General features: G+C 38.0%; 12 protein-coding genes. All 12 read left to right on the plus strand.

Annotation, left to right across the window (positions count from 1 at the left end):
* Nucleotides 1-143: 143 nt before the first annotated feature.
* The 12 genes from DCE79_RS04655 to DCE79_RS04710 all read left to right on the plus strand — a co-directional run bounded on the left by DCE79_RS04655 (nucleotide 144) and on the right by DCE79_RS04710 (nucleotide 14082).
* Nucleotides 144-410: a YlmC/YmxH family sporulation protein gene (locus DCE79_RS04655; protein ID WP_108711953.1), complete on the plus strand. Its 267-nt coding sequence runs from the start codon at nucleotides 144-146 to the stop codon at nucleotides 408-410.
* The gene (locus tag DCE79_RS04660) at nucleotides 407-1183 is read left to right on the plus strand and encodes a dipicolinate synthase subunit A (RefSeq protein ID WP_108711954.1); all 777 of its coding nucleotides are present in this window, start codon (nucleotides 407-409) and stop codon (nucleotides 1181-1183) included. Before DCE79_RS04655 ends, DCE79_RS04660 begins: the two co-directional genes overlap by 4 nt.
* On the plus strand, nucleotides 1176-1766 hold the full coding sequence (locus tag DCE79_RS04665) for a dipicolinate synthase subunit B (RefSeq protein WP_108714423.1): 591 nt from the start codon (nucleotides 1176-1178) through the stop codon (nucleotides 1764-1766). The genes DCE79_RS04660 and DCE79_RS04665 overlap by 8 nt, the downstream gene beginning before the upstream one ends.
* Nucleotides 1767-1851: 85 nt before the next feature.
* Complete coding sequence (locus DCE79_RS04670) at nucleotides 1852-2892, plus strand: aspartate-semialdehyde dehydrogenase (RefSeq protein WP_108711955.1); 1041 nt, start codon at nucleotides 1852-1854, stop codon at nucleotides 2890-2892.
* Between the two features lie 14 nt (nucleotides 2893-2906).
* The gene (gene dapA, locus DCE79_RS04675) at nucleotides 2907-3818 is read left to right on the plus strand and encodes a 4-hydroxy-tetrahydrodipicolinate synthase (RefSeq protein WP_108711956.1); all 912 of its coding nucleotides are present in this window, start codon (nucleotides 2907-2909) and stop codon (nucleotides 3816-3818) included.
* Nucleotides 3819-4017: 199 nt separating this feature from the next.
* The gene (locus DCE79_RS04680; protein WP_108711957.1) at nucleotides 4018-5685 is read left to right on the plus strand and encodes a ribonuclease J; all 1668 of its coding nucleotides are present in this window, start codon (nucleotides 4018-4020) and stop codon (nucleotides 5683-5685) included.
* A gap of 143 nt (nucleotides 5686-5828) precedes the next feature.
* Complete coding sequence (locus tag DCE79_RS04685; RefSeq protein ID WP_108711958.1) at nucleotides 5829-8126, plus strand: FtsK/SpoIIIE family DNA translocase; 2298 nt, start codon at nucleotides 5829-5831, stop codon at nucleotides 8124-8126.
* A 206-nt stretch (nucleotides 8127-8332) separates the two neighbouring features.
* Nucleotides 8333-9061 (plus strand): GntR family transcriptional regulator, encoded by a 729-nt coding sequence (locus DCE79_RS04690; RefSeq protein WP_108711959.1) that lies wholly within the window; start codon nucleotides 8333-8335, stop codon nucleotides 9059-9061.
* 63 nt (nucleotides 9062-9124) lie between these two features.
* Complete coding sequence (locus DCE79_RS04695) at nucleotides 9125-10219, plus strand: BMP family lipoprotein (RefSeq protein WP_108711960.1); 1095 nt, start codon at nucleotides 9125-9127, stop codon at nucleotides 10217-10219.
* Nucleotides 10220-10538: 319 nt separating this feature from the next.
* The gene (locus DCE79_RS04700) at nucleotides 10539-12071 is read left to right on the plus strand and encodes an ABC transporter ATP-binding protein (RefSeq protein WP_108711961.1); all 1533 of its coding nucleotides are present in this window, start codon (nucleotides 10539-10541) and stop codon (nucleotides 12069-12071) included.
* Entirely contained in the window at nucleotides 12072-13121 is a 1050-nt protein-coding gene (locus DCE79_RS04705) for an ABC transporter permease (RefSeq protein WP_108711962.1), read from the plus strand. It abuts the gene before it with no gap.
* A gap of 1 nt (nucleotide 13122) precedes the next feature.
* Entirely contained in the window at nucleotides 13123-14082 is a 960-nt protein-coding gene (locus DCE79_RS04710; RefSeq protein ID WP_108711963.1) for an ABC transporter permease, read from the plus strand.
* Nucleotides 14083-14410 lie beyond the last annotated feature (328 nt).

Consider the following 14410-nt stretch of genomic DNA (forward strand, 5'->3'; position numbering starts at 1 on the left):
TTCACCACCTGTATTTATACTGTATATGTACAGTGTATACAGTTAAGGATGAGTTGTCTACTAAAAATTCGGAAAATTCAATTTCACATGGGGAAGTTTAGATGCATATAGTATTGATGAGCCTATTTAAAAGGAGGTTAGGAATGCTGTTATCAGAGCTTGCAGAAAAGGAATTAATTGAAATGGAAAAAGGGGTACGTTATGGCTTTTTAGCGGAGACCGAATGTATTTTTGATCCAAAGACCGGTAAAATTCTAGGATTCGAAATGCCTGCGCAAATGGTGAAAATGCCGTTTCAAAGAAAGAAAGCAGGTATGGTGAAATATATTCCGTGGGAAGAAATTTTGCTCATTGGTGAAGACCGTATTTTATTTCAAAAAACAACAACAACGATGCAAAATACATTATGAGTGAACGCTTTTTAATTATAGGTGAAGATGAGCGCATGAAGTTTTTAGCGAAAGAATTATCGAATGTTTATCCAAATGTCTATTATAAAAAAACAAACACTTGGGATGAAGCGTTGAATAAGGTTGTATTAGAGTTTCATCCAACGAAGATTGTCTTACCGATTCATCCGCTTGCCATTGAAGTGGATGAGTTACTTGGCATTCGGCACGCAGAAATTTATGCAGGTCGTCTAAATGACAAGTGGGCACAACAATTGCAGCACATAAAGCAATATGATTATTTACAAGACGAACTATTTATTTGGAAAAATGCGGCACTAACTGCTGAAGGGTTACTCGCACATTTATATAAAGAACGTGTAAGTGTTCAACACAAAAAAATAATCATTACCGGTTTTGGGCGTGTTAGTAAAATGCTCGCATTATTTTTAAGTCGCTTGCGAGCAAACGTACAAATTGCTGTTAGATCAGAAGCCCAAAACGCGGAGGCTATCGCATATGGATATGACGGAATTATTATAAATGAAGCGACTGTTCATGATGCAGATTTATTGATTAATACCATTCCAACGCCTTGGCTGACAAAAGAATTTTTATCTTGGAGCACTTGTCCGATTTATGATGTGGCTTCAGCTCCAGGCTGTTTAAAAGATGTTGTACTTTCACAATATGAACTTTTGCCAGCATTACCTGGGAAATACTTTCCACAGGCAGCAGCAAAGATTTTATTTGAAACGATTGTTGCGTTAGGGAAGGATGATGACAATACTTGAAGGAAAACGAATAGGTTTAGGCATTACCGCATCGCATTGTACGTATGAGGATGTCGTCCCAAAAATTGCAAGTTTTCGAGAGGCTGGTGCGACAGTTGTACCAATTATTACACCTTCAGTACTCCACGCTGCAACGAGGTTCGGTACAGGGGAAGAATGGATAGAGAAAATTGAACAATTATCAGGTGAAAAGGTTGTTAGCTCAATCGTCGAAGCGGAGCCATTCGGACCGAAAAATCCACTTGATTGCATGGTTATTGCACCGATGACTGGAAACTCCATTAGTAAGTTTGCGAATGCTGCAACGGATAGCCCAGTTCTTATGGCGGCAAAGGCAACATTACGTAATGGTTCACCTGTTGTATTAGGTATTTCTACAAATGATGCACTCGGTTTGAATGGTATGAACATCATGAAATTACTCAACGCAAAAAATGTATATTTTATACCGTTTGGTCAAGATGATCCCATAAAAAAACCAACATCACTAATTTCGGATTTCACGAAAATGCTCGAAACGGTATCATTTGCGCTCGCTCATAAAAAACAACTACAACCGATATTTATACAATATTTTAAATAATCAAATAATCTAACACATTTAAAAAAAATTGTGATACAATATCCAACATTATATACATAACAGATTACTTTAGGAGAGATGAAAAATGACAAAACAATTGAATGTTGCAGTAGTAGGAGCAACAGGAGCAGTAGGATCAAAAATAATGGAGAAATTAGTAGAACGTAAATTTCCTATTGCCTCAATCAAATTTTTAGCATCGGCACGTTCAGCAGGAAATCCGATAGAATTCAATGGGAAAACATATACAATCGAAGAAGCAACGCCAGAAAGTTTCGAAGGTGTAGACATTGCATTATTCTCAGCAGGTGGCTCTGTCTCAGCAGCATTAGCACCAGAAGCTGCAAAACGTGGGGCAGTTGTTATTGATAACACAAGCCATTTCCGCATGGACCCTGAAGTACCACTCGTTGTACCAGAAGTAAATCGACACGCATTAAAGGTTATTCCAAAAGGGATTATCGCTAACCCCAACTGTTCAACGATTCAAATGGTCGCTGCATTGCAACCGATTCGTGAAAAGTTTGGCTTAACAAAAATTGTCGTATCAACTTATCAAGCGGTATCAGGTTCAGGTATTGCGGCAATCAATGAATTACGTGAGCAAAGCACGCAGTGGGAGCAAGGTAAAAATGTGGAAGCAAACGTATTACCAGTTAAATCTGACGCTAAGCATTTCCCTATTGCACGTAACGTCATTCCACAAATTGATAAGTTCACAGACAATGGATTTACATATGAAGAAATGAAAATGATTAATGAAACGAAAAAAATTATGGAAGCACCTGACATGAACGTTGCAGCAACATGTGTACGTGTACCCGTTGTATCAGGCCATTCAGAATCTGTATATATCGAACTAGAACAAGAAGCCACAGTTCAAGCTATTTTCGATGTATTAAAAGACGCACCAAGCATTGTTTTACAAGATGATATTACACAACAAATTTATCCTATGCCAATTTTTGCTGAAAATGAGGATCCGACATTTGTAGGCCGTATTCGCCAAGATTTAGATAACAAAAAAGGTTTCCACTTATGGATTGTTTCAGATAATTTATTAAAGGGAGCTGCACTTAACTCCATTCAAATCGCAGAAGCAATGTTAGAGGATAACCTACTATAAGAGGAGATGTATTCATGGATTTCGGACGTATTGGGACAGCGATGATTACACCGTTTAAAAAAGACGGTACGATTAATTATCCTGAGTTAGAAAGAATTATTAACCATTTAATCGATAACGGAACGGATGCGATTGTAGCGTGTGGGACGACATCAGAAAACCCAACGATGTCAACGGAGGAAAAAATTGAAGTTGTTCGTTTTACCGTCGAAAAAGTGGCAGGTCGTGTACCGGTTATCGCGGGTACAGGAGATAATGAAACAGCTTATTCCATTGCCATGACACATAAGGCTGAAGAAAACGGCGCAGATGGCATTATGCTAGTAACACCGTATTATAATAAGCCAAACCAACGTGGAATGTATGCCCACTTTGAAACGATTGCAAAAGAAACTTCATTACCCGTTATGCTTTATAATGTACCAGGTCGTACGGGAGCAAATATTTTAGCGGAAACGACCATTAAAATTAGTCGAGATGTTGAAAATATTACATGCATTAAAGAAGCGAGCGGTAATTTAGATCAAATGGGAGACATTATCGAAAATGTTGCATCCGACTTTTATGTATATTCAGGTGATGATGGGTTAACATTACCACTGCTTGCAATAGGGGGTCGCGGTATTATTTCGGTTGCCTCGCACGTTGTCGGCAAAGACATGCAACAAATGGTTCGTGCATTTGAAGAAGGACGTCATCAAGAAGCTGCTCAAATTCACCGAGCGCTATTACCACTTGTTCGTGCTCTGTTTGCACAGCCAAACCCATCGCCAGTTAAGTACGCGATGACAAAACTAGGATTTGATACATTAGATGTGCGTATGCCAATGATGGAAATGTTGCCAGAAGAAAAGCAAGCATTCGATAACATTTGGGATACGTATCAAGCAAAAGCTGAAAAATTCCGTGCCTTACAAAATAGTTAAAGATATGACGGCCACCATCTATAAACCTTGGTGGTCGTTTTATTTTATATCGGTTCATAGAACAATAAAATTTTGTTGAATCCAAATGGTATTTTTTGATTCAGCTAGAAAATCACTTTTTTTATTTGTACTAAATCCATTCTCCCCGTATAATGAAATTTAAGTGGTTGCTGTTCGGAACATTTTAGGAGGAAACAAAGTGACAAAGACAAAAAATGAATTAATCCGTGTCATTCCGTTAGGCGGAGTTGGCGAAATCGGAAAATCAATGTATGTAATTGAAATTGATGAAGAGCTGTTCGTAGTGGACAGTGGGTTGATGTTCCCAGAGGACGAAATGCTAGGAATTGATATCGTCATCCCTGATATTACGTATTTAGAAGAAAATAAAGATCGTGTAAAAGGGATTTTCTTAACTCACGGACATGAAGATGCGATTGGCTCAATTGCGTACGTGTTAAAGAAAATTAAAGCACCCGTTTACGGTTCAAAATTGACAATTGCTTTAGCAAAAGAACATTTGAAAGAATTACCTGCACCATACCAAGTGAAATTCTTCGAAGTAACAAACAACAGTCGTATGAATTTCAACTCAACGTATGTGACGTTCTTCCATACAACACATAGTATTCCAGATTCTTTAGGAATTGTGTTCCATACATCAGAAGGTGCGATTGTTCATACAGGTGAATTCAAGTTCGATCAATCTGCTACAGGTAAGTTCAAACCAGATTTAGCGAAAATGGCGATGCTTGGTGAAGAAGGCGTATTTATGCTGTTATCGGAATCAGTAGAAGCGGATCGTCCTGGTTACACAACGAGTGAATCGGTTATCGCAGAAGAATTGCAAAAAACGTTCCATTCGGCACCTGGTCGAATTATCGTAGCGCTTTATGCATCGAACTTTATTCGTATTCAACAAGTGTTCAAGCAAGCGGCTGCATCACACCGTAAAGTAGCAGTTGTAGGCAAATCATTAGAAAAAATCGTTGATATCGGTGTGAACTTAGGCTACTTAGAAGTCGACGAAGAAACTTTAGTACCAGTCAACGCAATCCATAAGTTTGCAGATGATGAAATTATTATTATGGCAACAGGTAACAAAGGTGAACCACTTGATGCACTTGATAAAATTGTGCGTAAACACCACCGTGATGTCAAAATTAAAAATACCGATACAGTATTAATTACATTTACACCATCTCCAAGCATGGAAGTGCAAATGTACAATACAATGAACCATTTATCAAAAGCTGGCGCGCATATTTTAACTTCTAACAAAAAAGTTCACGTTTCAGGTCATGGTAGCGCGGAAGATTTAAAATTAATGCTAAACTTCATGAAGCCGAAGTATTTTGTGCCAATTCAAGGGGAATACCGCATGTTAATTGCGCACTCGAAATTAGCACAACAAATAGGTTTACAAAAATCTCAAATTTTCATCGCAGATAAAGGCGATATTATCGAATACAAAAATGGTAAAATGCGCATGACAGGTCGTGTACAAGCTGGTAACGTTTTAATCGATGGTATTGGTGTTGGTGATGTTGGTAACATCGTATTGCGTGACCGTAAACTACTTTCTCAAGATGGTATTTTCATTGTTGTTGTTACACTTAATCGTGCACAAAAGAAAATTGCGTCAGGTCCAGAAATTTTATCACGCGGATTTGTTTATGTTCGTGAATCGGAGCAGTTAATGGAAGAAGCTTCGGTTATGGCACGTGAAGTCATCGAAAAGTATGTTGGTAAAGATACTTTTGAGTGGACAAACATTAAACAAGAAATTCGTGATACATTAAATCAATATTTATTCCAAAAAACGAAGCGCCGTCCTATGATTATTCCAATCATCATGGAATACTAAGCACTTCTAAAAATGAGGGTTTTCTTGCCGAACGGTGTGAGAAAACCCTTTTTTTCTCCTTAATTAGACAAAGTGGAGCCAAAAGGCAAGTTACGTCGTCTAAAAGGATGGCAAATATTTTTAAAAAGTAGGTGAACAAGCCATTGGAACGCAAAACTAAAAACATCAAAGCAAAGTCAAAACCAAAGCCAAAAACGAAGGCCAAAAATAGCCAAAAGGAGCTTCATCCACTCGCATATGAAATTATCGGGTTACTATTAATTGCTTTTGCCATTATAGAATTCCTTGAATTGGGATTTGTTGGAAAGTGGACGCATTCTATTACATTATTCTTATTAGGAAACTTACATTTCCTTGTCCCATTATTATGCTTTTTAATAGCAGGGATGCTGATGGTACGAAGAAGGGGGGTCGCCTTTAAAAGTCGCATTGTATATGGGGTACTATTTGTTGGTGCAAGTTTAACAATTTTTAGTCATAGTATGCTATTCGAGCAACTGTATGAAACAAATTCATTAATATCGAATTCCGTGTTAAAAGAAACATGGCGCATCTTAATTAGTAATGATGGCATTACGAACCGCAGTAATGCTCTTGGTGGCGGGATGATCGGTGGATTATTATTTAGTATTTTACATGTGCTTTTTGATTCCGCAGGGACAAAAATTGCGGCCACCGTCTTTTTAGCCATTGGTGCTATCCTAATTACAGGAAAAGCAATGGTCCCAATTCTGTTCGATAAAATGCCAAGTTTCAAAGGGAAAATAAAACGTAAAAAACGGGTATCAAAACCGGCACCAAAAGAGCCGAAAAATAACTCTCATCGCTATCAAGGTGAGCAACAAGAAGAAGAAGCAGCAGATGAGGAGCAAATTATTATTACTGCTGCGACACAAAACGACGCACCTATTATTTCAAATTTTGTTGAGCAAGTAAAAAATGAAAAACAAAATGAAACAAAACAGGTAGTGGAAGATACACCGATTGAAGAGTTGAATTTAGCGAAAGCAGAAACAGAACATCAATCAGAAAAGCCGTATTTATTACCATCCATTCAATTGTTGAAAGCACCTCCTGAACATGATCAAAGTGGCGAGTTTTCAGTTATTCAATCGAATGCGAAAAAGCTAGAGCAAACATTTGCAAGCTTCGGTGTAAAAGCGAAAGTAACACAAGTACACTTAGGCCCGGCTGTCACGAAATATGAAGTTATGCCAGATACAGGGGTAAAGGTAAGCAAGATTGTTAGTTTACAGGACGATTTAGCATTAGCTCTTGCGGCGAAAGACATTCGAATTGAAGCACCCATTCCAGGGAAATCAGCTGTCGGAATTGAAGTTCCAAATAGTGAGGTCGCTATCGTCACATTACGAGAAGTAATAGAAGCAAACGATCAATATAAGCCGGATTCCAAACTACTTGTTAGTCTAGGTCGTGACGTAACGGGACAAGCTATTTCAGCCGAATTAAATAAAATGCCTCACTTACTTGTGGCAGGGTCTACTGGTAGTGGGAAAAGTGTATGCATTAACGATATGATCGTGTCGCTTATTATGCGTGCCAAACCATCAGAAGTACGCATGATGATGATCGATCCAAAAATGGTCGAGCTAAGTGTTTATAATGGGATTCCACATCTATTAGCTCCAGTTGTAACGGATGCGCGTAAAGCAGCTCAAGCCTTACAAAAAGTCGTTTCTGAAATGGAACGCCGCTATGATTTATTTTCAATGACTGGTACGCGTAATATTGAAGGCTATAATGAGCATATTATGATGCACAATGAAGACGCACAGGAAAAACAGCCGAAACTCCCTTATATTGTTGTGATTGTAGATGAATTAGCCGATTTAATGATGGTAGCTTCCCATGAAGTAGAGGATGCCATTACAAGACTAGCCCAAATGGCACGAGCTGCAGGGATTCATTTAATTATTGCTACGCAGCGTCCATCAGTAGATGTTATTACAGGTATTATTAAAGCAAACATTCCATCGCGTATTGCTTTTGCCGTTTCATCCGCTGTCGATTCACGAACAATTCTTGATATGGGTGGGGCTGAACGACTTTTAGGGCGCGGAGATATGTTATATTTACCTGCTGGTTCTTCAAAGCCAGTTCGTGTTCAAGGGGCATTTGTAAGTGATCATGAAGTAGAGAAGGTAATAGCAAGTGTTATTGAACAACAAAAAGCACAATATGAAGAGGAAATGATTCCAACAGATGAACCTGTAGTCGATCCTTTAGATGAAACAGATGAGCTATACGAAGATGCAGTCCAACTGGTATTGGAAATGCAAACAGCGTCAGTATCGTTATTGCAACGTCGATTCCGAATTGGTTATTCACGTGCTGCACGAATCGTTGATCAAATGGAACAAAGAGGGATTGTAGGTCCACCTGAAGGCAGTAAACCTAGACAAGTTCTTAATCGATTGTAAAATTTAAATAATTCTAAATTAAATTACTATTCTGAATATATGAATTTCTATGAGTTTTTTAATAAATTCGCTCAAAATTCACTTTTACATGACACATTTATATAAATATGTTTTCTTTTATCGCTGAAAGTGTTATATTAATTCACGAATTAGTAGGAATGTTGTACATCAGATGTCTGATCTCTATGTAATGGTGGTGATACTTAATGTCAATTAAAGCGGATCATCGTCATTTATACCTACAAGTGATTGATAGATTAAAATCAGATATTGATAAAGGTATCTATCGTGAGAACGAAAAATTACCATCTGAATTTGAACTTTCAAAAACACTTGGTGTAAGTCGTGCAACACTACGTGAGGCACTTCGACTATTAGAAGAGGAAAATATTATCGTCCGTCGTCATGGAGTCGGTACCTTCGTTAATCCAAAACCAGTATTTACATCTGGAATTGAGCAATTATCGAGTGTATCATCTATGATTGAAAATGCTGGTATGCATCCTGGCTCAATTTTCATTAGTGCAAAGGAAGAAAAAGCTACGGAAGATGATGTGGAACGATTCCAAACTGACATTGATGACAATATCGTCATGATTGAACGTGTAAGAACAGCAGATAATGAGCCGGTTGTTTACTGTGTAGACAAAGTACCGGCGAATCTTTTGCCAAACGAATTTATAAGCAAACAAAATGTTTCAATTTTTTCAGCATTAGAGCAAACAGGCAATATTCGTGTCGCTTATGCAATCACTTATATTGATCCAATTGGATTCCACGAAGAAGTTTCACCAATCCTAAAATGTGGACCCGAAACAGCTTTACTTGTTTTGAAACAGCTACACTATGACGAAAATGATCGTGTAGTACTTTACTCGAAAAACTACTTTAGAGCTGACAAGTTCAGCTTTCATGTAGTACGAAAACGGGTGTAGAACAAATAATTTCTATTATTTTAATTCCTGCTAATCACAATTACCTTTGAGGGGGACTCATTAATGAAAAAGCGTAAATTAGGTTTATTAATTTCAACTGTAGTAGCAACTGGTGCAATCTTAGCTGCATGTGGTAGCGACGAAGAAACAGAAAAAGACACTTCAAACAACAACACAGGTTCTGATGCAAACACAGAAGAAGCTGGTGACTTTTCACTAGCAATGGTAACTGACGTTGGTGGTGTTGATGACAAATCATTCAACCAATCAGCTTGGGAAGGCGTTCAAAAATTTGGCGCTGACAACGGTTTATCTCGTGGAGACGGTGGCTTTGATTACTTACAATCTGCTTCTGACGCAGACTACAACACAAACTTAAACAACTTATTACGTCGTGACTTCGATTTAGTATTCGGCGTTGGTTTCATGATGGGTGACGCAATTACTGAAGTATCTGCTGAAAATCCAAATTCAATGATCGCATTAATCGATGCAGAAGTGGATGCTCCAAACGTAGCAAACATTCTTTTCAAAGAGCAAGAAGGCGCATTCTTAGCTGGTGTAGTTGCAGCTGAAATGTCTCAATCAGGTAAAATTGGTTTCGTAGGTGGCGTTGATATCCCAGTTATCAACCGTTTCCACGCTGGTTTCGTTGCAGGTGCAAAAACAGTTAACCCTGATATCGAAATTCAAGTGAACTACACTGGTGCATTCGATGATGCTTCTAAAGGTAAAATCGCTGCAAATGCTATGTACTCTTCTGGCGTAGATATTATCTTCCACGCTGCTGGTGGTACTGGTAACGGTGTATTCTCTGAAGCGAAAGAACGCAAAGCGAAAGACGCTAATGCGAACATTTGGGTAATCGGTGTAGATGCTGACCAATACGCTGAAGGTCAAGTAAATGATTCAACAAACATCACATTAACTTCAATGCTTAAAGGCGTGGATAACGCTGTAGTGGATATCGCTACAAAAGCGAAAAACGGTGAGTTCCCTGGTGGTAAAACAACTGTTTATGGCTTAGCTGAAGATGGTGTTGGTTTAGCAGATTCTCGTGGTGCAATTCCTGAAAATATCTTAAAAGATATTGAAGATTATAAAGCGAAAATTGCTGCTGGCGAAATTAAAGTTTCAGAAGAAAAACCAAAAGAATAAGTAATTATCTATGAAGCTTTTCATCATAGGGGACAAATGTCTCCTATGATGTTTTTGTAATTGATGTGAGAATTCTTAAAATTCCGTTAATATAAATTCCAGTTCACTAGATTCATATAATTATTTGTTAATTAATGTGTTAAATTCCAATGTAAGCGTTCTATTTTTTTAGTATAATAAAAAAAGGATAATTCTAGGATTTGCCGAATAGGAATAATTGGAAGGAAGTTAATAGATGAAAGATTTCAAGGGAAATCTTTCATGTGTTAATTTTAGTAAAAAATAATTTAATTCATATTAGCCTAAAGGAGTGAATCGAGTGGAACATGTGATTGAGATGCTAGGAATCCGTAAAGAATTCGGAGGCTTCGTAGCAAATAACAATATCACTCTCCAATTACAAAAAGGCGAAATTCATGCACTACTTGGTGAAAACGGTGCAGGTAAGTCGACTTTAATGAATGTGCTTTTTGGTCTTTATCAACCAGAAGCTGGTGAAATAAAAGTACGTGGAAAGTCAGTGAAGATTACGGACCCAAATAAAGCAAATGATTTGGGTATCGGGATGGTTCACCAACACTTTATGTTAGTGGAAAACTTCACAGTTACTGAAAATATCATTTTAGGCTGTGAACCAACAAAGTTTGGGGCTATTAATATTAAAGATGCAGCGAAAGACATTGCGGCTTTATCTAAAAAATATAATTTATCCGTAGATCCCTATGCGAAAATTGAAGATATTTCTGTTGGTATGCAGCAACGTGTAGAAATTTTAAAAACGTTATACCGTGGTGCGGAAATTTTAATTTTTGATGAACCTACAGCATCATTAACACCTCAAGAAATTATTGAGTTAATTGCTATTTTAAAACTTCTTATTAAAGAAGGAAAATCGATTATTATTATTACGCACAAATTAAAAGAAATTATGGAAGTTTCTGACCGTGTTACGATTATTCGTAAGGGAGAAGGAATTGGGACAGTTGTTACAGCTGAAACAACTCCGAATGAGCTTGCAGAATTAATGGTTGGACGCCAAGTTGAATTTAAAACAGAAAAAACAGAAGCACATCCAGCAGAAGAAATTTTATCTATTGAGAATTTAGTTGTAACTGATTACCGTAATATCGAAAAAGTAAAAGGTTTAAACTTATCAGTTCGCCGTGGTGAAATCGTTGGTATCGCGGGTATCGATGGAAACGGTCAATCTGAATTAATCGAAGCAATTACAGGCTTACGCAAAGCGAAGAGCGGTAAAGTAATGTTAAGCGGTAAAGATATAACTGGCTTAAAACCGCGTGAAATTACAGAAACAGGCTTAGGTCATATTCCACAAGACCGACATAAACACGGACTTGTTTTAGACTTCCCAATTGGTCATAATATAGCACTTCAAACGTATTACAAAGCGCCAATTTCAAAAGGTTTTGTTATGAATTATAACGAAATCAATGAGAAAGCACGTCAAGTAATTGAAGAGTTCGATGTTCGTACAGGGAATGGTGAAATGACACTAGCCCGTGCATTATCTGGCGGTAACCAACAAAAAGCAATTATCGGCCGTGAAGTTGACCGAGATCCGGATTTATTAATTGCTGCACTTCCTACTCGTGGTCTCGATGTTGGGGCGATTGAATTTATCCACTCACGATTAATCGAGCAACGAGATAAAGGTAAAGCGGTATTATTAGTATCGTTTGAATTAGATGAAGTTATGAATGTTTCGGACCGAATTGCTGTAATTTACGACGGTACAATTGTTGATACAGTATATCCGAAAGAAACAACAGAACAAGAATTGGGTCTATTAATGGCCGGCGAAACACGTATTGTTAAGGGAGGGAACGAATAAATGTCAAGTCGTACAGTTAATATACTCGTTCCTGTCATTTCCGTTATTCTAGGTTTATTAGTTGGTGGAATCGTGATGGTTGTCAGTGGTTATAACGCTATTGACGGCTACATCGCTTTATGGAACGGTATTTTTGGAGATGCGTATTCAATCGGTAATACAATTCGCCAAATTACACCATATATTTTATCAGGTCTGGCGGTAGCATTCGCCTTCCGTACAGGTTTATTTAACATCGGGGTAGAGGGGCAGCTTTTAATGGGTTGGCTAGCAGCAGCTTATGTAGGGTATGCAATTGAAGGATTACCTCGAATTATTCACTTACCATTAGCATTAATTGCTGCAGCTGCAGCAGGTGCTTTCTGGGCATTCATCGTAGGTTTCTTAAAGGCAAGACTACATGTACATGAAGTAATTGCTTCTATTATGTTAAACTATACAGCGCTATATTTAACAAACGCTGCGATTAAATCATTATCTGATGGCGGCTTTAAAACGCCAACTGTTTTGGCTTCTGCAACATTACGTAACACATGGTTACGTGAAGTTACAGATAACTCAAGTCTTCACTTAGGTATTATTGTAGCGATACTTATGGTAATCCTTATGTGGTTCTTACTTGAAAAGACGACCCGTGGTTACGAGTTAAAGGCAGTAGGATTCAACAAAAATGCTGCTGAATATGCAGGTATGAGTGTAAACAAAAATATTATTTTAGCTATGACAATTTCAGGTGTTTTCGCTGGTCTTGCTGGTGCGATGGAAGCACTTGGTACATACCAAAATGCTTCTATTAAAGCCGTACAATCAGGTATTGGTTTTGACGGGATTGCCGTAGCCTTACTTGGTGCAAATAACCCAATCGGTGTCTTCTTCGGGGCATCATTATTCGGATCACTTAAGTACGGGGCATTAAATATGCCAAACGCGGCAGGAATTCCAGAAGAAATTGTTTCAATTATTATTGCTGTAATTATTTTATTCGTAGCATCTGGTTATATATTACGTGTGGCTTTAAAGAAATTCAGTAAGAAAAAGGAGGGTCAATAACATGAGCTTTTTAGAAGTGTTATACTTTATCGTCCCTTCTGCTCTACTTTATGCAACACCGCTTATTTTAACTGGTACTGGCGCATTATTTTCTGAGCGTGCTGGGGTAATTGGTCTTGGTGTTGAAGGTTTAATGGTTGTCGGTGCATTCACAGGGATTTATGTGAACTTAGAGTTTTATGATCAATTTGGTACAAATGTTATTTGGGTAGCTTTACTTGCAGCATTAGTAGCTGGTGCAATTTTCTCACTAATCATTGCGGTTGCAGCTGTTACATTCCGTGCTGACCAAACAGTTACAGGAGTAGCAGTCAATATGTTAGCTGCTGCAATTACAGTATTCTTAGTCAAATTAATTTATCAAAAAGGTCAAACGGATATGATTCAAGCACCAATTCGTCGTTTTGAAATTCCATATTTAGCAGATATTCCGTTCTTCGGCAAGCTATTGTTCCATAATGTATATTCAACAACAATTATTGCATTAGTAGTCGCATTCGCTGCATGGTTCGTTTTATTTAAAACACCATTTGGTTTACGCTTACGCGCAGTTGGGGAACACCCAATGGCAGCAGATACGATGGGAATTAACGTAGCCAAAATGCGTTATATCGGCGTTATGATTTCAGGAGCATTGGCTGGTGTCGGTGGTGCATCACTGGCAATGACGGTTTCAGGTGATTTCTCTGCTTCAACAATTGCAGGGCAAGGTTTCATCGCCATTGCAGCTATGATCTTTGGTAAGTGGCACCCACTTGGAACTTTAGGGGCAGCGTTATTCTTCGGATTAGCACAAACATTAGGTATTGCTGGCGGAACCATCCCGTACGTTCAGAATATTCCATCTGTAATTTTACAAATTTTACCTTACGTCTTAACGATTTTAGCGTTAGCAGGCTTTATCGGTAAAGCAGTAGCGCCAAAAGCTTCAGGCGAACCTTATATTAAAGGGAAACGATAAGAAATAATAACATTCTGCCTACACAATGCAACTATTTGTGTAGGCAGTTTTTTCGTACTTATATTTTTTCATAATTGGGAAACGCTAATTACATAAAGTAAACTTTCAATGCGAGAAACTGCTAGTTATTACGGGATAAGAGACAATGGTTAAGGAATAATTTTGCATAAATGAAGTCAACACATGTATAGTAGAAGAATAAGTATTTAACTTCCTTCAATGGTGTCAGGGCACACATTGAAGGAAATTAAAGCCTTTGGCAGATGTCACGAATAAGGCAAGGAGTTCTTTGTGCAAACAAAGCCAAATTCGCATGTAATTATGCCGA

This window comes from Lysinibacillus sp. 2017 (assembly GCF_003073375.1).
Lineage (GTDB): Bacteria > Bacillota > Bacilli > Bacillales_A > Planococcaceae > Solibacillus.